Origin of the sequence: Streptomyces sp. NPDC006368 (assembly GCF_040612535.1) — a bacterium.
Taxonomy (GTDB): Bacteria; Actinomycetota; Actinomycetes; order Streptomycetales; family Streptomycetaceae; genus Streptomyces.
This window is the reverse complement of sequence record NZ_JBEXQK010000015.1, coordinates 81,345-106,028: the sequence shown is the minus strand read 5'-3', so window position 1 is coordinate 106,028 and position 24,684 is coordinate 81,345. Positions and strand designations below refer to the sequence as shown.

Genomic DNA, 24,684 nt, shown 5'->3' with positions numbered 1-24,684 from the left:
CTCCAGTGATTGGACACTGACGCAGAGTCAACTAGCCTGGTACTGCGCGGATCACCACGCGGGTCTCCGCGCGTAAAGGCGGGTCGGTCCGAGCCACGAGGGGGGAGGCTCGGACCGTCCCTTCTCCGTACCGCAGGCGCTCATCCCTCGTGCCGGGCCGCCTCGTCGAGCGCCCGCACCACATCCGCCACCAGGTCGTCGGCGTCCTCGGCCCCGACCGAGAAGCGGATGAAGCCCTCGGGGACGGCGTCCCCGCCCCACCGTCCGCGCCGTTCCGCCGTGGACCGCACCCCGCCGAAGCTGGTCGCGTCGTCCACCAGCCGCAGGCCCGCCAGGAAGCGCTCGGCGCGCGCCCGGTCCGGCAGGACGAAGGAGACGACCGACCCGAAGCGCCGCATCTGCCCGGCCGCCACTTTGTGCGACGGGTCGCCGGGCAGCCCCGGGTAGCGCAGCCCGGTGACATCGTCGCGCCCTGCCAGGGCCTCGGCGAGCGCCAGCGCGTTCGCGCACTGCCGGTCGACGCGCAGGTGCAGCGTGGCCAGCGAGCGGTGGGCGAGCCACGCCTCCATGGGCCCCGGAATCGCCCCGACGATCTTGCGCCAGCGGCGTACCGAAGCGGCGAGCCCCGCGTCGCGGCAGGTCACATGGCCGAGCAGGATGTCGCCGTGGCCGGTCATGCCCTTGGTGTCGCTGGCCACCGAGAAGTCCGCGCCCAGCTCCAGCGGCCGCTGCCCCAGCGGTGTGGCGAGCGTGTTGTCGACCGCGACGAGCGCGCCGCCCTCGTGCGCGGCCGCGACCAGCCGCCGGACGTCGCACACGTCCAGCCCCGGGTTCGACGGCGTCTCGATCCACAGCAGCCGCGCCCCCTCCAGCACGGCCAGCTGGGCGTCGCCGCCGGTCGGCGCGGTACGCACCTCGATCCCGTACGCCTTCAGCTGCTGGTGCACCAGCGGCAGCGCCTGGTAGCCGTCGGCCGGCATGACCACCACGTCGCCGGTCGTCAGCTGCGAGAACAGCACCGCCGAGATCGCGGCCATGCCGGACGCGAAGGTCACCGTCTCGACCTGCTCGCCGGGTGCCTCGAGTTCGCCGATGGCCCGCTCCAGGTGCGTCCAGGTCGGGTTCTCGTCCCGCCCGTACGTGTAGGGGCCGGTCGGCTCGCCGGGCAGGTGGTAGTGGGCGGCGAACACCGGCCCTGGGAGGGTCGGTTCGTGCGGAAGGGGCTCGGGCAGCCCGGCCCGTACCGCCCTGGTTCCATCTCCCAGCCGCGCGCGCTCCATCAGTCCTTCCCCTCGGGCAGGACGACGTTCATGGCCCACGAGACGACCGAGATGATCAGGCCGCCCAGGACGGCCGTCCAGAAGCCCTCGACGTGAAAGCCCAGGTCCAGCTTGTCGGCGAGCCAGGAGGTCAGCAGCAGCATCAGCGCGTTCACGACCAGCGTGAACAGTCCGAGCGTGAGGATGAAGAGCGGCAGTGTGAGCAGCTTCACCACCGGCTTGACGAGGGCGTTCACCACGCCGAAGACCAGGGCCACCAGGACCAGCGTCAGCGCCTTCTTGCCGGTGCTGTCACCGGTCAGCGTGATGTCGTGCAGCAGCCAGATCGCCACTGCCAGCGCGGCCGCGTTCGCCACCGTCTTGACTACGAAATTCATCATGTGTCTGATCGTGGCAGACAGAACGTGAGCTGACGCAGGGGCGGGACGGGCGATGAAGGCATTCCGACTGGACGAGCTGGAGGCGGAGCGCGCCGCCAACGACGGCGCGTATCTGCAGTTCCTGCGGGAGCGGAACATGTCGGTGGGCCTGTACGCGCTCGACGCGGGCGCACTCGACCCGCAGATGCCCCACAACGAGGACGAGGTGTACGTCGTCGTCAGCGGGCGGGCGTCCATCACGGTGGGGATGGAGACGACGCAGGTGGGGCGAGGCAGCGTGGTCTACGTGCCGGCCGGCGTGGCGCACAAGTTCCACCACATCACCGAGGACCTGCGGGTGCTGGTGGTGTTCTCCCCGCCCGAGAGCTGACGCCGGACGCCCGCGCCACACGGAGCGCGGAGCGGTCCAGGGGGCCGTCGCCAGGGCCGTCACCGGGTCGTCCCTAGGGGATGGATCAGGGAAGAGCCAGGGGCGTGAGGCCCCCGTGAGCGGTGTGCCCGCCCCTAGCATCGAACACGTCATAGGTCACTGGCGTGGATGAGATGGGGCAGGACGATGGCGGTAAAGGAACTTCTGGCGGGGCTGCCGTGGTGGGTGAAGTGGGTCGCCATACCTCTCATCGCCGTGCTGGTCTTCGGCGGTCTGATCGCGACCGTGGTGAGCGTGCTGATCGGCCTGCTCTTCAAGGTGCTGGTTTTCGTCGCGCTCGTCGGCGGACTGATTTACGTCGTACGGAAGTTCATGGCGTCCTCGTCGTCCCGCGGCGACTGGTGACCGCCGGGCATCCGTCGGCTCGCCGACCCGGGCGTTAGCCCGGGCGGGCGAACAGCCTGGGCGAAACCTCACCCCGAACGGAGGCTGCCATTAGAGTGGCAGGCCTCCGTTGTCCTTGGGAATCAAGGGCAGACGAACGCCCCCACCAGCGGTTTGTAGGACTGTATGGGGGCGATACGCCTGGGGGTGACCTTTGGCCACGGCAAGCAGTGCAGCGAGTCCCACCCTGATCGGCTCCGTGCAGCGGGCGCTGAGGCTGCTGGAGGCCGTGGGCTCCCATGCCGGCGGGGCCCCCGCGAAGCAGCTCGCCCGCGAGACGGACCTGCCGCTGCCGACGGCGTATCACCTGCTGCGCACGCTGACCCATGAGGGCTATCTGCGCCGGGAGAAGGGCGTTTTCACCCTCGGTGACGCGGCGAGGTGCCTGGTCGGCGGGGCGACTCTGCAGAATCGTCGCAGCAAGATCGAGGACTCGATGGCGTACTGGCGCGACACCATCGGCGTGCCCATCTACTTCGCGGTCTACCGCGACGGCGAGATCGAGGTCATCGCCGTCTCCGACACCCCGGCCGACCCCGCCGTCGACGAATGGGCCGACTTCCGCGAGACCGGCCACGCCCATGCGATCGGCCAGTGTCTGCTCAGCCAGCTCGACGAGGGCGCCCGTCAGGACCATCTGGACCGGTATCCCGTCCAGCCGATCACCCCCTACACGGTCCGTGACCGCCGGGCCCTGCTGGAGCGGCTGGCCGGAACGGCGCCGATGCAGCCGCTCATCGAGCGCCAGGAATACGCGCTCGGCACCGTGTGCGCCGCCATTCCCATCACGGCGGGATCGGCGGCCGGGGCGATGGCCATTTCCCTACCCCTCCATAAGGAGGAACGTCTGCGTCCCGCTGTTGACTGGCTGCGCGGGGAAGTGGGCAGCGTGCTGTATTCGCTCGCGTTCTCTATCAGTATCTGAAAACTCACTCCTTGTGATCCTCCAGTACCTCGACCACGATGACGATGACTCAAGAGGGGCGAGTAAGGATCAATAACCGGCCGTTTCGGGCCCGTCCTTCATCAGCTGTTGTTCAGGCTCTTGTTCATAAACTGCTTCATCCACTGCGGGGTACATGATGCGCGAGTCGGTGCAGGCCGAGGTCCTGATGAGTTTCGTCGTTTCGGAGGAGCTCTCCTTCAGAATCCCGGTCGAGCTCGGGTACGAGACGAAGGACCCGTACGCGGTCCGGATGACCTTCCATCTGCCCGGGGACGCGCCTGTGACGTGGGCGTTCGGGCGGGAGTTGCTGCTCGACGGGATCAACGCGCCCAGCGGCGACGGTGATGTGCACATCGCGCCGACCGGCCCCGAGGACCTGTCGGACGTCAGCATCCGCCTCCAGGTCGGCAGCGACCGGGCGCAGTTCCGGGCGAGCGCGCCGCCTCTGGTGGCGTTCCTCGACCGGACCGACAAGCTGGTGCCGCTGGGGCAGGAGTGCTCGCTCGGTGACTTCGAGCACCACTTGGAGGAGGCGCTCGGCCGGATCCTCGCCGAGGAGAACGCCGGCTGAACGACCGGCATCCCACGGATCCGCCGCCGGGTCCCGGCCGCGCGCGGGGGGCGGGGACGGGCCCTTACTTCCGGCGCCGCCTTCCCCGCCCGCCGCGTACCGCCGGGCCCGCGGCGGCGGGGCCCGGCCGGTCGGCGGAGACCACGAGGGCGGCCAGCGCGGTCGTGACCGGCACCGAGGCGACGAGCCCGATCGAACCGACCAGCGTGCGGACGATCTCCTCCGCCACGAGCTCGCTGTTGGCCACCGTCCCCACGCTGCTCTGCGCGATCGAGAAGAGCAGCAGCAGCGGAAGCGCCGCACCCGCGTACGCCAGCACCAGCGTGTTGACCACCGAGGCGATGTGGTCGCGGCCGATGCGGATACCGGCCCGGTACAGCGCTCGGGGGCCCATCTTCGGGTCCGCCTGGTGGAGCTCCCATACGGCCGAGGTCTGGGTGACCGTCACATCGTCCAGCACGCCGAGCGAGCCGATGATGACACCGGCGAGGAGCAGACCGGACATGTCGATGTTCGGGTAAAGACCGTGGATGAGGCCCGTGTTGTCGTCGGTGTTGCCGGAGAGTGACGCCCAGCCGATGAAGAGTGAGCCCAGCAGCCCGATCAGCAGCAGCGAGATCAGCGTGCCCAGCACCGCCACCGAGGTGCGGGCGGTCAGCCCGTGGCAGCTGTAGAGCGCGATCAGCATGATGGCGCTCGACCCCACCACCGCCACGACCAGCGGATTCGATCCCTGCAGGATGGCCGGCAGGATGAAGAGGGTCAGTACGGCGAAACTCACCGCGAGCGCGACGAGCGCCATCACCCCGCGCATCCGGCCGACGGCCACCACCGCCAGCGCGAAGATCGCGGCGAGCAGCGCCATCGGCACCTTGCGGATCACATCGGTGACGGAGTATTGCAGGTCACGCGGTGCGTCAGGGGCATACGCCACCACCACGCCCTGCCCCTCGTCCAGTTGACGGGGCGCGTCGGGCTGCACGATCTCGGTGAACCTGCGGCCCTTGTCCTGGCCCGTGGTGACCTCGACCGTCGCCTTCTCGCACTGGCCCTGCTGCGCGTTGACCGCCTCGCGCCCCTCGGGTGTCGTCGTGTCGCCGGTCGGCGGGACCTGCGCGGCGTTGACGTCCTTGCAGTCCACCTTCTCGACGCGGACGACCTCGCCCTGCTCGGTCTGCCGGTCGAAGCCGACACCGGTGCGCTCGTGCTCCGGTGCGCCGCCCGGCCAGAGCACGGCGAGACCGACCACCACCGCCGTGGCGAAGGGGATCAGCACGGCGGCGATGACCTTGCGCAGGTGCTGGGAGACGGGCGCGGCAGGGCCGTGGCTGTGCGCGTGACCGTGCGTCTGTCCGTGTGCCTGTCCGCTGGGCTCGGGGGTCTCATGTGGGGAAGTCACGGACCGATCATCGCAAGAACGGTGGGGGCCCTCTGTTCAGCGTGGCCGCAAGGACGCTAGCGTGGTGGCACCTTTGTACACGCGGGAGCTCGGAGCACCGGGCTGAGAGGGCGCTGACCTCCGTACGAGACGTACGGAAACGGCTGCGTCGACCGCCGAACCTGTTACCGGGTAATGCCGGCGTAGGGAGTAGGTCACGATGACCGTTCAGGACGCACGCACGCCTGCCTCGAACCAGAACGACGACGAGGCCGGGAAGTCCATCGGATGGCACAAGGGGTACATCGAGGGCTCACGCCCCGACCTCCGTGTGCCGGTCCGCAAGGTGCACCTCACCAACGGCAAGGACGTGACGCTGTACGACACGTCAGGGCCGTACACCGATCCGCATGTCGAGACGGACGTACGCCGCGGCCTGCCGCCGCTGCGCGAGAACTGGATCATCGGGCGGGGTGACACCGAGGAGTACGCCGGCCGTCCGGTTCGCCCCGAGGATGACGGGGTCAAGCACACCTCGCCGCGCGGGGGCCTGCGGAACCTCGACGCCGTCTTCCCCGGCCGGCCGCGCCAGCCGCGCCGTGGCCGCGACGGCCAGGCGGTGACGCAGCTCGCGTACGCGCGCCGCGGCGAGATCACCCCGGAGATGGAGTACGTCGCGCTCCGCGAGAACGTCTCCCCCGAGGTGGTGCGCGAGGAGATCGCGGCCGGCCGCGCCGTACTCCCGGCCAATGTGAACCACCCGGAGATCGAGCCGATGATCATCGGCAAGCGGTTCCTGGTGAAGGTCAACGCCAACATCGGCAACTCCGCCGTCACCTCCTCCATCGAGGAGGAGGTGGAGAAGATGACGTGGGCGACCCGCTGGGGCGCCGACACGGTCATGGACCTTTCCACCGGCCGCAACATCCACACCACCCGTGAGTGGGTGCTGCGCAACTCTCCCGTGCCGATCGGCACCGTGCCGCTCTACCAGGCGCTGGAGAAGGTCGACGGCAAGGCCGAGGAGCTGACCTGGGAGATCTACAAGGACACGGTCATCGAACAGGCCGAGCAGGGCGTCGACTACATGACGGTCCACGCGGGCGTGCTGCTGCGGTACGTGCCGCTGACCGCGCGTCGCAAGACCGGCATCGTCTCGCGCGGCGGCTCGATCATGGCCGCGTGGTGCCTGGCGCACCACAAGGAGTCGTTCCTGTACGAGAACTTCGAGGAGCTCTGCGAGATCCTCGCCGCGTACGACGTGACGTACTCCCTGGGTGACGGTCTGCGCCCCGGCTCCATCGCGGACGCCAACGACGAGGCGCAGTTCGCGGAGCTGCGCACGCTCGGTGAGCTGAACCGGATCGCCAAGCGGCACAACGTCCAGACGATGATCGAAGGCCCGGGCCACGTCCCGATGCACAAGATCAAGGAGAACATCGACCTGCAGCAGGAGATCTGCGAGGAGGCGCCGTTCTACACGCTCGGCCCGCTGACCACGGATGTGGCCCCGGCCTATGACCACATCACCTCCGGTATCGGCGCCGCGATGATCGCGTGGTGGGGCACCGCCATGCTCTGTTACGTCACGCCCAAGGAACACCTCGGCCTGCCCAACAAGGACGATGTGAAGACCGGCGTCATCACCTACAAGATCGCCGCGCACGCGGCCGACCTGGCCAAGGGGCACCCCGGGGCACAGGAGTGGGACGACGCGCTGTCGGACGCCCGGTTCGAATTCCGGTGGGAGGACCAGTTCAACCTGGCCCTCGACCCGGACACCGCCCGGGAGTACCACGATGAGACGCTGCCTGCCGAACCGGCCAAGACCGCGCACTTCTGCTCCATGTGCGGTCCGAAGTTCTGCTCGATGAAGATCAGCAGGAGCATCACGGAGCAGTTCGGCGGCGACCAGCCGGCGGGCACGGACTCGGAGATCGCGGAAGGGATGCTCCAGAAGTCCAAGGAGTTCGCGGCGTCCGGCAACAGGGTGTACCTCCCGATGGCCGACTGATCCGATCGGGCGCGTCGGCTGCGGTACTCCGCGTGAACGGATGTTTCACGTGAAACACCGACAGCCGACCGCGCCCCACGGCGCGTCGGTATGCCGGTGCGCCGGGAGATCAGTCCGGCTGGTGACCCGGTCCGCCGAAGTCCGGACTGGTGAAGTCGGGGCTGGTGAACGTGGGGCGGGCGGCTGCGCCGCCCTCGCTCGGGCTGGAGAAGTCCGGGCCGCTGTAACCGACCTTCGGCATCCGTCCGACCGGGCGCGGAGGAGCCCCGGAGGCAGGATCGGCACTGGGATCGGCCAGGGCGTCACGCAGGAAGGGCATGATGCCCCGTTCCAGGAGGGCGTGGCGCCACGCCTCTCTCGCCCGGGCGATCTCGTCGGGAAGCTCGCCGCCCGGTTCGTCGGCGGACACCTGGGTGGAGCTGTTGCGTAGCGCCGTGATGAGCAGGCCGATCGCGGCGACCAGGATGCCCAGGGCCGTGACCGCGGCGAAGAACCAGCCCGCGGCGAGCAGCGGATCCGCGAAGGACGGCGCCGGATCGAGCACTTTGAGCAGATATCCGACGAGCAGGAAGATGACCGCTGCGGTGCCGGCCAGCACGGGCGCCAGTACGGTCACCACGACCCCGAGACCGGCACCCGGGCCGGTCGCCGTTCCGTCATCGGAAGCGGACAGTACGGAATCGATGGCGGACAGACGCGAGGGCGTACGCGACTCCTCGCGCACCTGTACGAAGTGGTCGTACTCGGTGGCGGCGGCAGCGGTGATGATCGCCGTCGCGTTCAGTGCCATGGTGCGCAGTTGCTCGGCGTTGAGCCGCTGTCCGATCCCGGCGAGTTCCGGACGTTCGTGCGCATTGCGCAGTGCGTCGTCGAGGAGGCGCTCGTATTCGGAACGGTCCTCGGTCAGCAGGTGCGGAGCGCTTTTCATGTGCATCCCCCGATACTCCGTAGGGCCTGTTTGCCCGCGTGGAACGGGCAGTTGGGCGGAAACGGAGGAGAGCCTGCTACGGATAAGCCGATGGTAGAGCCGTTACGGCGGGGGGTGACAGAGGATTTCCGGAAATCGCCTGGCCCGGCTGCGCTGCGTGACGTCTCAGCCGCGCAAGGGGAGTTGGACGACCAGCAGCTTTCCGGCCATGGTGACACCGCCGTCCATGGCGATGGCGAGCCCGTCCGCGTACACATGCGGCCCTTCGACCGACGGGCCGGTGCCGTCCTCGCCGTCCTCCGAGCCGACCTCGCCCAGCAGGTAGGGGATCGGGCTGTGGCCGTGCACGACGCGCTGCCCGCCGTAGGCCGCCAGCAGCTCCCGCACGGCCGTGGGGCCGCCCTCGTCCCGGAAGGCGAAGCGCTTGGTGAGCTTGCGGAACAGGTCCCAGCACTCGTCGGCGTCGTTGCGGGTCAGGATCTCGTGGACGGTGTCGTTGACGTCCTCGATGGTGGAGCCGTACTCCAGGTAGGCGGTGGTGTCGGAGTGCAGCAGCAGGTGCCCGTCCTCCTCGACGACCGCGTCCAGCCGGGACATCCACTGGAGGTGGACGTCCTGGAGACGGTCCATGTCGCTCTTCTGGCCGCCGTTGAGCAGCCAGGCCGCCTGGAACGTGGCGGTGCCGGCACCGGAGTTCACCGGTGTGTCGCCGAACCGCTTGGCGCCGAACAGCAGCAGCTCGTGGTTGCCCATGAGGGCCTTGCAGTAGCCGCCCGCCGCCGCGGCCTCGGCGGAGAGCCGCATGACGAGGTCGATGACGCCGATTCCGTCCGGACCCCGGTCGGTGAAGTCGCCGAGGAACCACAGCCGGGCGTTGCCCGCGGCCCAGTGGCCATCGCCGTCGATCAGACCCTGCTGGTGCAGGGCGGCGAGGAGCTCGTCGAGATACCCGTGGACGTCGCCGACCACGTACAGCGGACCTGGGCCGCTCTCGGCGGCGGGCGCGGGGGCGGCCACCGGAGCCGTCTCCGGGTCCATGGACACCTGCACGGTGTCACCACGGTTGATCACCGGAAGGTCCCGCTCGGTGGGCGTGTACCCCTCCGGGAACTCGCCCTCGGGAAAAGCCTGGCCCGGGGGTGTGGCGTCACCCTGCACCGGCACCTGGGCGTACGGCGGTACGCGGAAGTCGCGCAACGTCGCCGTCCGCACCACGGGTCCTTGACCGGCCCCCTGAGTCATCGACCCCTCCACCACCGTCGCGACGCCCTACACCTGGCGGACCGGCCTGGTCGGGGCGGCCCGCGGTGTCGTCCGCCCATCATAGGAATGAGGCCCCAGCTGTGTGACGCACCAGGGGTGGTGAATCCGGGTGTGGTCCCGGGTTCACCGGTTGTTTTGCCCCAATTGGCAATGTCTGCCCCTGGTCGTCACCCCGGGCTGTTGTCGGTTCATTCCTGGGAGGGTGACCTGGGAGGGCTGACGGTGGTGCGTGTGGAGCGCCGCTGGGAGGACGTCCGGACGATGAGCTCGGTCGGTATGACCTGTTCGACCGGCCGGTCGCCGTCGACGCCCTCGATCGCGTCGATGAGCAACTGGACGACCGCGGTGCCGATCCGGCGCGGCTGGAGGGAGAGCGTCGTGACGGGCGGCTCGGTGGCGGCGTACACCGTCGACTCGCTGCAGCAGACCAGCAACAGGTCGTCCGGGACGCGCAGCCCGTACCGCCGGGCCGCCGCGAGCAGGTCGGTGCCGTTGGGGTCGAAGAGACCGTAGACGGCGTCGGGGCGGTCCGGGCGGGCCAGCAGCCGGTCGGCGGCGACGGCCCCGGCGCACGGGTCATGGGCCGGGTACGCCTCGTAGACCGGGTCCTGTCCGACACGCTCGCACCAGGTGAGGTACGCGGTGGTGGACAGGCGGGTGTACGTATCGGTGCTGGTGCCGGTGAGCAGGCCGATCCGGCGGGCGCCGGCGGCGGCGAGATGGTCGAGCAGATCGAGAACGGCGGCTTCGTGGTCGTTGTCGACCCAGGCGGTGACCGGGAGGGTGCCGGCGGGGCGGCCGTCGGAGACGACGGGCAGGCCCTGGCGGACGAGCTCGGTGACGACCGGATCGTGGTCGGAGGGGTCGATGACGACGGTGCCGTCGAGGGCGACGTTGGACCAGACGTCATGGCGTGAGGTGGCGGGCAGGATGACCAGGGCGTAGCCGCGGGCGAGCGCGGCGGAGGTGGCGGCCCTGGCCATCTCGGCGAAGTACGGGAATTCGGTGAAGGTGAAAGGTTCATCCCCGTAGGTCGTCACGGTCAGGCCGATGAGGCCGGACTTGCCGGTACGGAGCGTGCGGGCCGCGGCGGACGGGCGGTAGCCCAGCCGGTCGGCGACCTCGCGGACATGGCGGCGGGTGGCGTCCGGGAGCCGGCCCTTGCCGTTGAGCGCGTCGGAGACAGTCGTGATGGATACCCCGGCTGCGGCGGCCACGTCCCGGATGCCCGCTCGACCTTGCCGGCTTCCCCGGGTCTGTGCCCGGCTCACCTGGTGCTTCCCTGCTGCTGTCATGGCGAGCCGATAGTAGGGCGAGGGCGGACGGTTGGGCCGGTCGCATATGCAGCCGTTGACAGGCACGTTTCTGCATGGTCGCCACCCCCGAACAGCCTTGCAAACACAGGTAGTTGGGGGTTTGCGCACAGGGGCGCGTCTCGTCGGTACGCACGGTCCCGGCATATGTCGGACATCTCGGCGAGGTCTCAACTCACCACTACGGGGGACGCGCGCCACGGCGTGAGCCACCGGCGCGCGCCACCCCGGCGAGCGCTCCCCCTTCCGTTTCGCGCCCTCGTCCAGCCATTCCCCGCACCCGGTCTCGTCGCCTCGTCGGGCTCGTCGGGCTTGCCGGTGAGTCCGGTCCGGGCGCCCGGGCGCCGGGCGTCGCTCGGGATGCGCGTTTCAATGGTTATCCCCAGGCCATTCGCACGGCGGCGCAATCCTCATAGGGTGAGGAGTATTGGCGGTACGGAAGGTCGAGGAGGACCACAGTGAGCGAGACGAGCGGGGCGGGCGGCACGGGTGGCGGCGCGAGCGGCGCGGGTCCGAGGCTGCGCGCCGTACTGGACACCATTCCCACCTACAAGCCGGGAAAGCCCGCCGCGAGCGCCGGGGCGGGTGGCCCGGTCGCGTACAAGCTGTCCTCCAATGAGAACCCGTACCCGCCGCTGCCGGGCGTGATGGACACGGTGCTGGCCGCCGCCGGAGCCTTCAACCGGTACCCGGACATGGCGTGCACCGGCCTGATGGCCGAGATCTCCGAGCGCTTCGGCGTGCCCATGTCCCACCTGGCCACCGGGACCGGCTCGGTGGGCGTCGCGCAGCAGCTGCTCCAGGCCACCTCCGGCCCCGGTGACGAGGTGATCTACGCCTGGCGGTCGTTCGAGGCGTACCCGATCATCACGCGGATCAGCGGGGCGACCTCCGTGCAGGTCCCGCTCACCTCGGGTGAGGTGCACGATCTGGACGCGATGGCCGACGCGATCACGGACCGCACCCGGCTGATCTTCGTCTGCAACCCGAACAACCCGACCGGCACGGTGGTGCGGCGGGCCGAGCTGGAGCGGTTCCTGGACCGGGTGCCGTCGGATGTGCTGGTGGTGCTGGACGAGGCGTACCGGGAGTTCATCCGCGACGCCGAGGTGCCGGACGGCGTCGAGATCTACCGCGAGCGGCCGAACGTGGCCGTCCTGCGGACGTTCTCCAAGGCGTATGGGCTGGCGGGCCTGCGGGTGGGGTTCGCCATAGCCCATGAGCCGGTGGCCGCCGCCCTGCGCAAGACCGCGGTTCCCTTCGGCGTCACCCAGCTGGCACAGGACGCGGCGGTGGCCTCGCTGCGCGCCGAGGACGAACTGCTGGGGCGCGTGGGCTCGTTGGTGTGCGAGCGCACCCGGGTGTACGAGGGGCTGGTGGCCCAGGGCTGGACGGTGCCCGAGACGCAGGCGAACTTCGTCTGGCTGCGGCTGGGTGAGTCGACCGTGAGTTTCGCGGCGGCCTGTGAGGAGGCGGGTGTGGTCGTGCGGCCGTTCCCCGGCGAGGGTGTGCGGGTGACGATCGGCGAGACGGAGGGGAACGACATCTTCCTGCGGGTGGCGGAGTCGTTCCGCAAGGAGAGGTTCTAGCGCTCCGCCGAGGGGTCTAGTCGGTCACGGACTCGACGCGGATCGGGTCGCCGTCGCGGACGGTGGCGAGGACGCGCGGGTCCCCGTCGAGCCGGCCGAGGATGTTGCAGGGGCTCGCGAGGCGGGACTCTTCGCCGCGTGAGATGGGGGTGGGGCCGTACGGGAGGGCCAGCGCGTCGCCCTCGGTCCAGAAGGCGACGGTGCCCGGGTCCACGACCTGGCGGGCGCCGGCCTCGAGGGCGGTGGAGACCGGCGTGTCGAAGTAGACCTCTTCGCCCCACGTCCGGGCGGTGGAAGTGATCGGGAGAACCCCCGCGAGCGCCTTGCTCGTGGGGGTTTCCTCAATGGTCGCGGTGGTGTGGCCGGCGGGCCAGGAGATACGAATCTTCACCCGCCGAATTCAACAAGATGTTGAAGCTGCGAGGAAGAGGTACCCCCGGGTGGAAGTACGGATTTCGTGTGAGTCATAATTGCTTGTGATTGTGAACGCATTCACAAGCGCGCCGGGTTCCTCCCAAGATCAACCGGATTCGGCGGGCGGTGAGGGCGCACGGACGCGGATGTAGGCCGTAAGGAGAAGATGTCGTGGACCTGGCTCTGGCGCCAGAGACGCTGGCGCGGTGGCAGTTCGGTATCACTACCGTCTACCACTTCCTCTTCGTCCCCTTGACGATCTCCCTCGCCGCTCTCACCGCCGGTCTCCAGACCGCGTGGGTGAGGACGGAGAAGGAGAAGTACCTCAGGGCGACGAAGTTCTGGGGAAAGCTGTTCCTGATCAACATCGCGATGGGTGTGGTCACCGGCATCGTGCAGGAGTTCCAGTTCGGCATGAACTGGTCCGACTACTCGCGGTTCGTCGGTGACGTCTTCGGCGCGCCGCTCGCCTTCGAGGCGCTGATCGCGTTCTTCTTCGAATCGACCTTCATCGGGCTGTGGATCTTCGGCTGGGACAAGCTGCCGAAGAAGATCCACCTCGCCTGTATATGGATGGTCTCGATCGGCACGATCCTGTCCGCGTACTTCATCCTGGCGGCCAACTCCTGGATGCAGCACCCCGTCGGCTACAAGATCAATGCCGCTACCGGGCGGGCCGAGCTCACCGACTTCTGGGCGGTGCTCAGCCAGAACACCGCCGTCACCCAGGTGTTCCACACCATGTCCGCGGCCTTCCTCACGGGCGGCGCGTTCATGGTCGGCATCGCCGCCTTCCACCTGGCGCGCGGGAAGCACATCCCCGTCATGAGGACCTCGCTGCGCCTGGGCCTGGTGACCCTCGTGGCCGGCGGGATGTTCACCGCGATCAGCGGGGACTTCCTCGGCAAGGTCATGTACGAGCAGCAGCCGATGAAGATGGCCGCGGCCGAGGCGCTCTGGGACGGCGAGGCCCCGGCGCCCTTCTCGGTCTTCGCGTACGGCGACGTCGACAAGGGCCACAACAAGGTCGCCATCGAGGTCCCCGGCCTGCTGTCCTTCCTCGCGCACAGCGACTTCGAGTCGTACGTGCCCGGGATCAACGACACCAACGAGGCCATGCAGGAGAAGTACGGCCCCGGTGACTACCGGCCGAACATCCCCGTCGCCTACTGGGGCTTCCGCTGGATGATCGGCTTCGGCATGGCGTCCTTCTCGCTCGGCCTGCTCGGGCTGTGGCTGACCCGCAAGAGGTTCCTGCTGCCGGAACGGCTGCGGACGGGCGACGACGAGGTGCCGAACCTGGTGCTCTTCCGCACGCCCCTGGGCCCCAAGCTGACACGGCTGTACTGGCTCGTGGCCCTGTGGACCCTCGGTTTCCCGCTCATCGCCAACTCCTGGGGCTGGATCTTCACCGAGATGGGCCGCCAGCCCTGGGTGGTGTACGGCGTGCTGCGCACCCGTGACGCCGTCTCCCCCGGCGTCTCCCAGGCCGAGGTGCTCATATCGATGATCGTGTTCACCGCGCTGTACGCGGTGCTCGCCGTCGTCGAGGTCAAGCTGCTCGTGAAGTACGTCAAGGCCGGGCCGCCCGAGCTGACCGAGTCCGACCTCAACCCGCCCACCAAGATCGGCGGCCATGACCGGGGCGCGGATCGCGACGCCGACCGGCCGATGGCCTTCTCGTACTGATGGCCCCGCACACAAGGACTGGGAGCTGAGGCATGGAACTCCACGACGTCTGGTTCGTCGTCATCGCCGTCCTGTGGACGGGCTACTTCTTCCTGGAGGGGTTCGACTTCGGGGTCGGTGTCCTCACCAAGCTGCTCGCCCGCAACCGGGTCGAGAAGCGGGTGCTGATCAACACCATCGGACCCGTCTGGGACGGCAACGAGGTGTGGCTGCTGACGGCCGCCGGCGCCACGTTCGCCGCCTTCCCGGACTGGTACGCCACGCTCTTCTCCGGCTTCTACCTGCCCCTGCTGCTCATCCTGGTCTGCCTGATCGTGCGCGGTGTCGCGTTCGAGTACCGGGCGAAGAGGCCGGAGGAGCGCTGGCAGCACAACTGGGAGCAGGCGATCTTCTGGACCTCGCTGATCCCCGCCTTCCTGTGGGGCGTGGCCTTCGGCAACATCGTGCGGGGCGTGAAGATCGACGCCACGAAGGAGTACGTGGGCACGCTGCTGGATCTGTTCAACCCGTACGCCCTGCTGGGCGGCCTGGTCACGCTGACGCTGTTCACCTTCCACGGCACGGTGTTCACCGCGCTGAAGACGGTCGGCGACATCCGGGTACGCGCCCGGAAGCTGGCGTTCGCGCTGGGCCTGGTCACCTCTGTGGCCGCGCTCGCGTTCCTGGGCTGGACACAGGTCTCCCGTGGTGACGGGACGAGCCTGGTGTCGATGGTCATCGCCGTGGTGGCGCTCGTCGTGGCCATCGTGATGATCAAGGCGGGGCGTGAAGGTTGGTCGTTCGCGCTGTCGGGTGTCACCATCGCCGCCGCGGTGGCGATGCTCTTCCTGACGCTTTTCCCGAACGTCATGCCGTCCTCGCTCAACCCGGACTGGAGTCTGACGGTCACCAACGCGGCTTCCAGCCCGTACACGCTCAAGATCATGACCTGGTGTGCGGCCATCGCCACGCCGCTGGTGCTGCTGTACCAGAGCTGGACGTACTGGGTGTTCCGCAAGCGGATCGGTACGCAGCACATCGCCGACGCCCACTAACCGCGCACCGGCCACGTTGTAGGGGATGTTTCACGTGAAACCGATCGACCCGCGTCTGCTCCGGTACGCCCGGGCCACTCGTCTCTTCCTGGCGGCGGTGGTCGCGCTCGGCCTGCTCGGGGCGGCGCTGGTCGTCGCTCAGGCGATGCTCATCGCCGAGGTGGTGGCCGAGGCGTTCCAGCGGGAGCTGGAGGTTTCCGAGCTGGGGACGCCCCTGGTGCTGCTTGCGGCGGTCGCGGTGGGGCGCGGGTTCGTGTCATGGCTGACGGAGCTCGCCGCCCACCGGGCGAGCGCCGCGGTCAAGTCCGAGCTGCGGGGGCGGCTGCTGGAGCGTGCCGTCGGGCTCGGTCCGGGGTGGCTGAGCCGGCAGCGGGTCGGTTCCCTGGTGGCGCTCGCGACACGCGGTGTGGACGCGCTCGACGACTACTTCGCGCGGTATCTGCCGCAACTCGGGCTGGCCGTGGTGGTGCCGGTGGCGGTGCTGGCGCGGATCGTCACCGAGGACTGGGTGTCGGCGGCCATCATCGTGGTGACGCTGCCGCTGATCCCCCTCTTCATGGTGCTCATCGGCTGGGCCACACAGGCCCGGATGGACCGGCAGTGGAAGCTGCTGTCCCGGCTGTCGGGGCACTTCCTCGACGTGGTGGCGGGTCTGCCGACGCTGAAGGTCTTCGGACGGGCCAAGGCACAGGCCGAGTCGATCCGGGCGATCACCTCCGAGTACCGGCAGGCGACGCTACGGACGCTGCGGATCGCGTTCCTGTCGTCGTTCGCCCTGGAGCTGCTCTCGACACTGTCCGTGGCGCTGGTGGCCGTCGGCGTCGGAATGCGGTTGGTCCATGGGGACCTCGATCTGTACACCGGGCTCGTGATCCTGATCCTCGCGCCCGAGGCGTATCTGCCGATCCGCCAAGTGGGCGCGCAGTACCACGCGGCGGCCGAGGGGCTGTCGGCGGCGGAGGAGATCTTCGAGGTGCTGGAGACCCCGGTGCGCCCGGGTGGCACGGGAGCGGTCCCGGACGCGCCGGGCCGGCCCGCCTCCCCGCGCCTCGAACTGGACGCGGTCACGGTACGGCACCCGGGGCGCGCCGAGCCGGCGCTGGACGCGGCGTCCCTGGCCGTCGAGGTGGGAGAGACGGTTGCCCTGGTCGGGCCCAGCGGGGTCGGCAAGTCGACGCTGCTCGACGTGGTGCTGGGTTTCGCGAAGCCCGTGGACGACGGCGGCTCGGTACGGGTCGGGGGCGTCGACCTCACGTCGCTGGACCTCCAGTGGTGGCGCCGGCAGGTGGCATGGGTGCCGCAGCGGCCGTACCTGTTCGCCGGGACCATTGCCGAGAACGTGCGCCTCGCCCGGCCCGATGCGGACGACGACGCGGTGACACGGGCGCTGCGGGACGCGGGCGCGGCCGGCTTCGTGGACGCGCTGCCGGAGGGCGCCGGGACGGCGATCGGCGAGGACGGCGCCGGTCTGTCGGCAGGCCAACGGCAACGGCTCGCCCTGGCGCGCGCGTTTCTCGCCGACCGGCCCGTCCTGCTGCTCGACGAGCCGACGGCGGCGCTCGATGGTGAGACCGAGGCGGGCGTGGTGTCCGCGGTGCGGCGCCTGGCCGAGGGGCGCACGGTCCTGCTGGTCGTCCACCGCCCGGCGCTGCTGGCGGTCGCGGACCGGGTGGTCGCGCTACGGGGTGCGGTCGTGGACGGGGCGGTCACGGCGGACGCCGACGCCGACGCCGACGCCGACGCCGACGTCAGCGCCGACGCGGGCGCGGGGCCGGGGGCGCCGCGCGGGGTGGACGCGCTCGATGCGGCGTTCGAGCTGGTCGGCGGGGGGCGACGGGGGATGCCGGAGGGTGTCCGGTCGGAGGGTTCCGAGGCCGTGGCTTCCCCCCGGAACCCCGGGGCCGGGACGGACGGTGCCGGTACGGGGGCCGGCGGGCCCACGCCCCCGGCCTCGGTGGCGTCACGTCGTGAGGGGGACGGTATGGGTGCGGCGGACCCGGTCGCCTCTCCCGGCCGGGGGAAGACGGCCGGTGGGGCGGGCCGGGGTGCCTCCCGTCGCGAAGAAGACGCGGCTCGTGGGGTGTTTCGGCGGGTGCGGGGGATGGTGGGGGAGTGGCGGGGGCGGTTGTGGGTCGCTCTCGGCCTGGGGAGTCTCGCCCTCGGGTCGGCCGTGGGGCTCATGGCCGTCTCCGGGTGGCTCATCTCGCGGGCGTCCGAGCAGCCTCCCGTGCTGTACCTGATGGTGGCCGTGACGGCGACCCGGGCGTTCGGGATCGGGCGGGCCGTGTTCCGGTATGCCGAGCGGCTGGTGTCGCACGACACGGTGCTGCGGATGCTCGCCGAGCTGCGCGTGGCCGTGTACCGCAGGCTGGAGCGGATCGCGCCGGCCGGGCTGCGTACGGCGCGCCGCGGCGATCTGCTCTCCCGGCTGGTCTCGGACGTGGACGCCCTCCAGGACTACTGGCTCCGGTGGCTGCTGCCCGCCGGGACCGCGGCGGTCGTCGGCGCCGGTGCCGTCGGGTTCACGGGGTGGCTGCTGCCCGGGGCCGGTGCCGTCCTCGCGGTGGGCCTGCTCGTCGCCGGGGTCGCCGTTCCGCTGGTGAGCGGCGCCACCTCCCGCCGCGCGGAGCAACGGCTCGCCCCCGCGCGCGGCGTCCTGGCCACCCGGGTCGTCGACCTGCTGCGCGGCTGCGCCGAACTGACGGTGGCCGGAGCCCTCAAGGCCCGCACGGACCGGGCACGCGAGGCGGACACCGTGCTGACCCGGATCGCCGGGCGGCAGGCCACCGCGACCGCCCTCGGAGGCGGCCTCTCCGCCCTGGTCACCGGCCTGACCGTCGCCGCGGCCGCGCTGGTGGGCGTACAGGCGGTACGGGACGGCCGGCTCGACGGCGTATCGCTGGCAGTCGTCGTCCTCACCCCGCTCGCCGCGTTCGAGGCGGTCGCCGGGCTTCCCCTGGCCGTCCAGTACCGCCAGCGCGTACGGCGCGGCGCGGAGCGGGTGTACGAGGTGCTCGACGCCCCCGTCCCCGTACACGAGCCGCAGCGCCCGGCGACGCCGCCGTCCGCGCCCTTCCCGCTGGAGGTGTCCGGGCTCACCGCCCGGTACGCCGGGCAGGAGCGCGACGCCCTCGCGGACTTCGCCCTGCGGCTGGAGCCCGGCCGGCGGGTCGCCGTCGTCGGCGCGTCCGGCTCCGGCAAGACGACCCTCGCTCAGGTGCTGCTGCGGTTCCTGGACGCCCGTGCGGGCACGTACCGGCTCGGCGGGGTGGACGCGACCGCGCTGGACGGTGACGACGTCCGCCGCTTCGTCGGCCTGTGCGCCCAGGACGCGCACACCTTCGACAGCTCCATCCGGGAGAACCTGCGCCTGGCCCGCCCCGCCGCGAGCGACGACGACCTGCGCCGCGCCCTGGGCCGGGCCCGGCTGCTGGAGTGGGCCGACGCCCTGCCCGCGGGCCTGGACACCCTCGTGGGCGAGCACGGCGCCCAGCTCTCCGGCGGCCAGCGCCAGCGCCTCGCGCTCGCCCGCGCGCTCCTCGCCGACTTCCCCGTCCTCGTCCTCGACGAGCCCGCCGAGCACCTGGACCTGGCCACGGCCGACGCGCTCGCCGACGATCTGCTCCAGGTCACCGAGGGGCGCACCACCGTGCTCATCACCCACCGCCTGCGCGGCCTCGACGCGGTCGACGAGATCGTCGTCCTGGAGGACGGCCGGACCGTACAACGCGGCCCGTACGCCGAGCTGGCGGCAGAGGAGGGGCCGCTGCGCCGCATGCTGCAGCGGGAGCGGGACGCCGACGCCCTCCAACACGCCACGCAGGTCACCCAGGTCACGCGCGGCGGGCCTGGCAGGCATGGCTGAGACGGCTGACTTTCCCTGACAAACAGGACTTATTACGCTCAAGGGCATGACCGATCCCGTCGAGGCCGCGGCACAGGCGGCGCACGGCCTGCGGGGCAGCCTGTCGACCGGGCTCACCGCCCGCGTCCCGCGACTGCTGGAGGCGATGCGGTCCGTCGGCACCGGCCTGGAGCTCGACGCCACCCTGGACCGGATCTGCCGGACAGCCGCCGAACTCGCCGACGCCCGTTATGCCGCCATCGGCGTCGTCGACGAGAACGGCAAGGGCCTGTCCGCCTTCGTGACGTACGGCGTCGCACCCGAGCTGGAGCAGTCGATCGGCCGCCGCCCCGACGGCCACGCCGGGCTGCTCGGCGCGCTCATCCACGACCCCCGGCCGATGCGGCTCGCCGATCTGACCGCCGACCCGCGCGCGGCCGGCTTTCCCGCCGGACATCCACCGATGCGGACGTTCCTCGGGGTACCGATCCGCGTCCAGGGGGAGATCTTCGGCAATCTGTACCTGGCGGAGAAGCGGGGGAGGGCGGAGGGGCGGGACGGCGGCCAGTTCACCGAATCCGACCTGCACATGGTGCGCGTCCTGGCCGCGGAGGCCGGGATCGCCATCGGCAACGCCCGCCTCTACGAGGCGGCGCGCCAGCGTGAGAAGTGGATCGACGGTTCGGTCGCCGTCACCACCGCCCTGCTGTCGGGCGGCGACGCCGACGACGCGCTGTCGGTCGTCGCCGAACAGGCCCGCCGCCTCGCCGACGCCGCCGCCGGGATCGTCCTGCTGCCCGCCCCCGACGCACAGGGCGGCGGCCTGGAGATCGTGGCGGTCGCCTCGGAGGAGCCGGGCACGGCGATGGGCGTGATCATCCCGTCGGGGAGCCCCGTCGTCGAGCGGCTGCTGAACGGCGAGGCGGTGTTCCTGGCGGACGGGGCGACCGACCTCCGCCTGATCACCAGGCCGGCGCGGGAGTACGGGCCCGGCATGATGCTTCCGCTGCAGAGCGGCGGCCGGGTGCTCGGCGCGCTCGCCACGCCCCGCGCGCCGGGGGCCCGCCCGTTCACCGGGATGGAACGCGCGCTCGCCACGCGGTTCGCGTCGCAGGCCGCGCTCGCCCTGATGATGGCGGAGGCGCAGCGCGACCGCGAACGGCTGGCGGTGTACGAGGACCGCGACCGGATCGCCCGCGACCTGCACGACCTCGTCATCCAGCGGCTGTTCGCGACCGGGATGATGCTGGAGAGCGCCCAGCGCGGGTCGGCCGTGCCGGCCGTCCGGGAGGGTGTGGAGAAGGCCGTGGACGAACTGGACGTCACCATCCAGGAGATCCGTACCGCCGTCTTCGCTCTCCAGCAGGACCCGTCCGAGGCGCCGTCGGGGCTGCGCGCCCGGGTCCTGCGGGAGATCGGCATGGCGGCGGTGCCGCTCGGGTTCACGCCCGCCCACCGGTTCGTCGGGCCGGTCGACACGGTGGTCGGCGAGCCGACCGGCAAGAACCTCGTCGCGGCGCTGCGCGAGGCGCTGTCCAACGCCTTCCGGCACGCGGGGGCGCACCGGATCGAGGTCGTGGTGGACGCCACCGTGTCCCTCGGTGACGGCACCGACGGTGTACGGCTGACGGTCGCCGACGACGGAGTGGGCGTCCCGGAGGGAGGGCGGCGCAGCGGTCTGCGCAACCTGGCGCGGCGGGCGGAGTCGCTGGGCGGGTCGAGCCGCCTGGAGCCGGGGATCGGCAGGGGCGGGGGCGGTACGACGGTGGTATGGGAGGCGCCGCTGTAGCGCACGCGGGGGCGCCGGGCACGGTGAAGTAGGCCGGGTGGTGTACGGGCGTAGGCCGGTCGGCGGTAGGGAAGCGCCTGGGTGCGCGGGAACAGGCGGGCGCGGCGGCACCATCCCAGCATGGCTCTCCGTCCCGGCATGGCCCGTCCACGCGACCGTCGGCTGCTGCTCGTGCCGACGGTGGCCGCGCTGCTCGTCCTGACGCTCCCCCACCCCGGCCGTGCGGCCGGCCGCGACCGGCCCGACGGCCCTGTGGGCGCCGGCGCCGAGGTGGCGCGGCTGTACGAGGAGGCGGGCCGGGCCACCGAGGCGTACGAGCGGGGGCGCAGCGCCGCCGCCGCGCAGCGCGCCACCGCCCTGCGGCTCCAGGTGGAGCTGGGCGAGAAGCGGCGCGAGGTCGCCGCGCTGTACGACCGGGTGGGCGAGGTGGCGCGGGTGCAGTACCGCACCGGCGGCTCGCTGGAGCTGACCGCGCGGCTGCTGATGGCCGACGACCCGAACGAGGTGATGGCCGCGCAGCGGCTCGCCGGGCAGGCGGCCAAGGCCGTGAACCGGCTGATGGAGCACGCCCGTACCGCTGAGCAGCGCCTCACGGTCGCGGAGGAGAACGCGCGCGGGGCCTGGCACGCCCTGCACGTACGCACCTCGCGGCTGGCCGCGATCAAGCGGAGTCTCGAGGCGCGGTTGCGGCGCGCTCAGGAGCGGCTGCACTCCGAGGCGCAGCGGAGTGTGTCGGCGGGGCGGTGCCGGGGGGCGGTGCGGCTGCGGCAGCCGGACGGACCGTCGGATGGGGCGGCGGGTGAGCCGGGCGGTGACGGGGCGGCGGTGGGGCGTCGCGCGTGGGTGGCACCGGTCGAGGAGTACCGGCTGTCCGCCCGGTTCCACAGCGCGGGTGAGCGCTGGGCCCGCCGGCACACCGGGCAGGACTTCGCGGTGGACCTCGGTACGCCGGTGCGGTCGATCGGCGCGGGGCGGGTGCAGTCGGTGTCCTGCGGCGGCGCGTTCGGAATCGAGGTGATCGTCCGGCACGGGAACGGGTGGTACTCGCAGTACGCGCACCTCGCCGCACCCGCCGTCGACAAGGGCGAGCGGGTGCGGACCGGCCAGTGGATCGGTCAGGCGGGCACCACGGGCAACTCCACGGGACCCCACCTGCACTTCGAGGTGCGGCTCACCCCGTACCTGGGCTCGGGCGTGGACCCGGTGCCCTGGCTGCGCGAGCACGGGGTGCGGCTGCACGGGTGAGCCGGGCTCGGTTGGGGCGGATGGAGGCCCCCGGACATGCGGAGGCCACCGGATCGGGGGCCGGTGGACTCACGCGGGGGCCGGTGGCCCGGTCGGCCCCTGACCTGCGGCCCGGTCGCCTGAGCGTTTCGGCCGACGCCTCAGAGGCCGGCCAGGATGTCCTCGATGATGACGGCGACGCCGTCCTCGTTGTTGGCGACGGTGCGGCCCGAGGCCGCCGCGATGACGTCCGGGTGGGCGTTGCCCATCGCGTACGAACGGCCGGCCCACGTCAGCATCTCGATGTCGTTGGGCATGTCCCCGAAGGCGACCACCTCGTCGGCGGATATGCCGCGCTCGGCGCAGCACAGGGCGAGCGTGCTGGCCTTGGAGACGCCCAGGCCGCTCACCTCCAGCAGGGCGGTGGCGCTGGAGCGGGTGATGGCGGCGCGGTCACCGGCCGCCGTGCGGGCCAGGGCGAGGAAGCCGTCCGGGGTGAGCTCCGCGTGGTGGGCGAGCATCTTGAGGATGGGCGCCCCGGTGCCGGGCTCGTCCTCGTGCAGCAGTTTCTCGACGGGGGCGACGGTGGCGCCGGTGTCGATGAAGAAGGGCGTGTACTCGGGTTCGTGGTGGAAGCCGGTGGTGAGTTCGACCGCGAAGGACGTGCCGGGCGCCTCTCGGCGCAGGGCCCGTACGACGTGAAGGGCGGCCTCCCGCTCCAGCGGGCGGACCTCCAGCAGTTCGCCGCCGGCGTGCAGGTCGACGACGGCGGCGCCGTTGGCGCAGATCGCGAGGCCGTGTCCGTGGACGTGGTCGGCGACGACGTTCATCCAGCGGGCCTGGCGGCCGGTGACGAAGAAGACCTCGATGCCGGCCTCCTCGGCGGCGGCGAGCGCGGCGACCGTCCGGTCGGAGACCGATTTGTCGTCGCGCAGGAGAGTGCCGTCCAGGTCGGTGGCGATCAGCCGGGGACGTACCTGTGCCGTCGGCCGCGGTCGGGGAGAGGTCGCTGAGAAGGTCACCCGACCATTGTCCCGTACACCGGTGCACGCCCGTGCGGTCCTGTGCACATGTGAGCCATGAGAACGTCCGGGCGGGAGTGTCAGTGACGGCGCGTAGTGTCGTGGCATGCGTCTGAGTACCGTGATTCTTCCGTTCCGCCGGTGGCGCGAGGGCGGCCGTGACGAGTGGCTGCGGGCCGAGCAGCTCGGTTTCCACACGGCGTACACCTACGACCACCTGTCCTGGCGGGTGCCCTTCCGTGACGGGCCGTGGTTCGGCGCGATCCCGACCTTGACCGCGGCGGCGTCCGCCACGGAGCGGATTCGTCTGGGGACGCTGGTCACCTCGCCGAACTTCCGGCATCCGGTCACGCTCGCCAAGGAGCTGATCTCGCTGGACGACATATCCGGTGGCCGGGTCACGCTGGGTATCGGCGCGGGCGGCGTCGGCTTCGACGCGACGGCGCTGGGACAGGAGGCGTGGACACCGCGGGAGCGGGCCGACCGGTTCGCGGAGTTCGTGCCGCTGCTCGACCGGCTGCTGTCCGAGGACACGGTCTCGCACGAGGGCCGCTTCTACTCGGCGCACGAGGCGCAGAACGTACCGGGGTGCGCGCAGCGGCCTCGGCTGCCGTTCGCCGTGGCCGCGACCGGGCCGCGCGGGCTGAAGCTGGCGGCGCGGCACGGTCAGGCGTGGGTGACGACCGGTGACCCGAAAGTGGCGGAGACGGGGACGCCCGAGGAGTCGCTGGAGGCGCTGCGCGGTCAGCTCGTGAAGCTGGGCAAGGCGTGCGCCGACGCCGGACGGGACGCGGCGGAGCTTCAGAAGGTGCTGCTGACCGGTTTCACGCCGGAGGGCAGCGCGCCGCTGGAGTCGGTCGACGCGTTCGTCGACTTCGCGGGACGCCACCGTGAGCTCGGCTTCACCGAGATCGTGATCCACGCGCCGGTTCCGGGCACGCGGTTCGCCGCCGATCGGGCCGTCTTCGAGCGGATCGCGACCGAGGCGCTCGGGCAGCTCGGTGAGGGCGCCCCGTAGGAGTCGGTCCCGCTGCGGCGCCGTGCCCCGGCCGCCCGCCCGTTGCGCCTGCTCCCCGGCTTGCCGGGCCTCCTGACCGTGAACGGCGGGACGACATCGAAGCGCGGCAGGCCCAGCAGGATGGTCCCGGCCTCGCGAGCCGGTGCTACGCCTTCCGGTACGCGTCCGCGCCGC

20 protein-coding genes and 1 riboswitch are annotated in these 24,684 nt (G+C 71.2%); of the genes, 12 read left to right on the top strand and 8 right to left on the bottom strand.

The window, feature by feature from the left end; genetic code table 11:
• Nucleotides 1-140 precede the first annotated feature (140 nt).
• Both ABZZ38_RS14550 and ABZZ38_RS14545 read right to left on the bottom strand, forming a co-directional pair.
• On the bottom strand, nt 141-1,280 hold the full coding sequence (locus ABZZ38_RS14550; RefSeq protein WP_356739357.1) for a cystathionine gamma-lyase: 1,140 nt from the start codon (nt 1,278-1,280) through the stop codon (nt 141-143).
• Complete coding sequence (locus ABZZ38_RS14545; protein ID WP_356739355.1) at nt 1,280-1,660, bottom strand: phage holin family protein; 381 nt, start codon at nt 1,658-1,660, stop codon at nt 1,280-1,282. Before ABZZ38_RS14545 ends, ABZZ38_RS14550 begins: the two co-directional genes overlap by 1 nt.
• Nucleotides 1,661-1,712: 52 nt before the next feature.
• Between ABZZ38_RS14545 and ABZZ38_RS14540 the strand changes: the two genes are divergently transcribed.
• From ABZZ38_RS14540 to ABZZ38_RS14525, 4 genes are all read left to right on the top strand, one after another.
• A complete protein-coding gene (locus ABZZ38_RS14540) occupies nt 1,713-2,030 on the top strand; it encodes a cupin domain-containing protein (protein ID WP_356739353.1) in 318 nt (105 codons plus the stop codon).
• 186 nt (nt 2,031-2,216) lie between these two features.
• Nucleotides 2,217-2,435 (top strand): DUF5326 family protein, encoded by a 219-nt coding sequence (locus tag ABZZ38_RS14535; protein WP_356739351.1) that lies wholly within the window; start codon nt 2,217-2,219, stop codon nt 2,433-2,435.
• 193 nt (nt 2,436-2,628) lie between these two features.
• Nucleotides 2,629-3,399: a helix-turn-helix domain-containing protein gene (locus ABZZ38_RS14530; protein WP_356739349.1), complete on the top strand. Its 771-nt coding sequence runs from the start codon at nt 2,629-2,631 to the stop codon at nt 3,397-3,399.
• Nucleotides 3,400-3,556: 157 nt separating this feature from the next.
• Nucleotides 3,557-3,991: an SsgA family sporulation/cell division regulator gene (locus ABZZ38_RS14525; protein ID WP_356739431.1), complete on the top strand. Its 435-nt coding sequence runs from the start codon at nt 3,557-3,559 to the stop codon at nt 3,989-3,991.
• Between the two features lie 64 nt (nt 3,992-4,055).
• Here the strand turns inward: ABZZ38_RS14525 and ABZZ38_RS14520 are convergent, their stop codons facing one another.
• Complete coding sequence (locus ABZZ38_RS14520) at nt 4,056-5,390, bottom strand: YibE/F family protein (protein WP_356739347.1); 1,335 nt, start codon at nt 5,388-5,390, stop codon at nt 4,056-4,058.
• Nucleotides 5,391-5,461: 71 nt separating this feature from the next.
• Nucleotides 5,462-5,596: riboswitch (TPP riboswitch) on the top strand.
• Between ABZZ38_RS14520 and thiC the strand changes: the two genes are divergently transcribed.
• Nucleotides 5,590-7,383, top strand: a complete 1,794-nt coding sequence (gene thiC, locus ABZZ38_RS14515) for a phosphomethylpyrimidine synthase ThiC (protein ID WP_356739345.1) — start codon at nt 5,590-5,592, stop codon at nt 7,381-7,383. It overlaps the preceding riboswitch by 7 nt.
• Nucleotides 7,384-7,492: 109 nt before the next feature.
• Here the strand turns inward: thiC and ABZZ38_RS14510 are convergent, their stop codons facing one another.
• From ABZZ38_RS14510 to ABZZ38_RS14500, 3 genes are all read right to left on the bottom strand, one after another.
• Nucleotides 7,493-8,317, bottom strand: a complete 825-nt coding sequence (locus tag ABZZ38_RS14510; protein WP_356739343.1) for a hypothetical protein — start codon at nt 8,315-8,317, stop codon at nt 7,493-7,495.
• Nucleotides 8,318-8,476: 159 nt separating this feature from the next.
• Nucleotides 8,477-9,553, bottom strand: a complete 1,077-nt coding sequence (locus ABZZ38_RS14505; protein WP_356739341.1) for a metallophosphoesterase — start codon at nt 9,551-9,553, stop codon at nt 8,477-8,479.
• A gap of 209 nt (nt 9,554-9,762) precedes the next feature.
• The gene (locus ABZZ38_RS14500; protein WP_356739339.1) at nt 9,763-10,869 is read right to left on the bottom strand and encodes a LacI family DNA-binding transcriptional regulator; all 1,107 of its coding nucleotides are present in this window, start codon (nt 10,867-10,869) and stop codon (nt 9,763-9,765) included.
• Between the two features lie 476 nt (nt 10,870-11,345).
• Between ABZZ38_RS14500 and hisC the strand changes: the two genes are divergently transcribed.
• A complete protein-coding gene (gene hisC, locus ABZZ38_RS14495; protein WP_356739337.1) occupies nt 11,346-12,476 on the top strand; it encodes a histidinol-phosphate transaminase in 1,131 nt (376 codons plus the stop codon).
• 16 nt (nt 12,477-12,492) lie between these two features.
• On the opposite strand, the gene ABZZ38_RS14490 is transcribed toward hisC, so the two are convergent.
• Entirely contained in the window at nt 12,493-12,867 is a 375-nt protein-coding gene (locus ABZZ38_RS14490) for a cyclophilin-like fold protein (RefSeq protein WP_356739335.1), read from the bottom strand.
• Between the two features lie 194 nt (nt 12,868-13,061).
• On the opposite strand from ABZZ38_RS14490, the gene ABZZ38_RS14485 reads away from it, so the two are divergent.
• The 5 genes from ABZZ38_RS14485 (at nt 13,062) to ABZZ38_RS14465 (ending at nt 22,491) form a co-directional block, all read left to right on the top strand.
• The gene (locus ABZZ38_RS14485; RefSeq protein WP_356739333.1) at nt 13,062-14,579 is read left to right on the top strand and encodes a cytochrome ubiquinol oxidase subunit I; all 1,518 of its coding nucleotides are present in this window, start codon (nt 13,062-13,064) and stop codon (nt 14,577-14,579) included.
• Nucleotides 14,580-14,611: 32 nt separating this feature from the next.
• On the top strand, nt 14,612-15,613 hold the full coding sequence (gene cydB, locus ABZZ38_RS14480; protein WP_356739331.1) for a cytochrome d ubiquinol oxidase subunit II: 1,002 nt from the start codon (nt 14,612-14,614) through the stop codon (nt 15,611-15,613).
• 25 nt (nt 15,614-15,638) lie between these two features.
• The gene (gene cydD, locus ABZZ38_RS14475; RefSeq protein WP_356739329.1) at nt 15,639-19,478 is read left to right on the top strand and encodes a thiol reductant ABC exporter subunit CydD; all 3,840 of its coding nucleotides are present in this window, start codon (nt 15,639-15,641) and stop codon (nt 19,476-19,478) included.
• 46 nt (nt 19,479-19,524) lie between these two features.
• Nucleotides 19,525-21,246: a GAF domain-containing protein gene (locus tag ABZZ38_RS14470; RefSeq protein ID WP_356739327.1), complete on the top strand. Its 1,722-nt coding sequence runs from the start codon at nt 19,525-19,527 to the stop codon at nt 21,244-21,246.
• A 120-nt stretch (nt 21,247-21,366) separates the two neighbouring features.
• On the top strand, nt 21,367-22,491 hold the full coding sequence (locus ABZZ38_RS14465) for a M23 family metallopeptidase (RefSeq protein WP_356739325.1): 1,125 nt from the start codon (nt 21,367-21,369) through the stop codon (nt 22,489-22,491).
• Nucleotides 22,492-22,631: 140 nt separating this feature from the next.
• Here the strand turns inward: ABZZ38_RS14465 and ABZZ38_RS14460 are convergent, their stop codons facing one another.
• Entirely contained in the window at nt 22,632-23,540 is a 909-nt protein-coding gene (locus tag ABZZ38_RS14460; RefSeq protein ID WP_356739323.1) for a Cof-type HAD-IIB family hydrolase, read from the bottom strand.
• A gap of 58 nt (nt 23,541-23,598) precedes the next feature.
• Here ABZZ38_RS14460 and ABZZ38_RS14455 point away from each other — a divergent pair, with 58 nt between their 5' ends.
• Complete coding sequence (locus ABZZ38_RS14455) at nt 23,599-24,510, top strand: LLM class flavin-dependent oxidoreductase (protein ID WP_356739321.1); 912 nt, start codon at nt 23,599-23,601, stop codon at nt 24,508-24,510.
• Nucleotides 24,511-24,684: the final 174 nt, after the last annotated feature.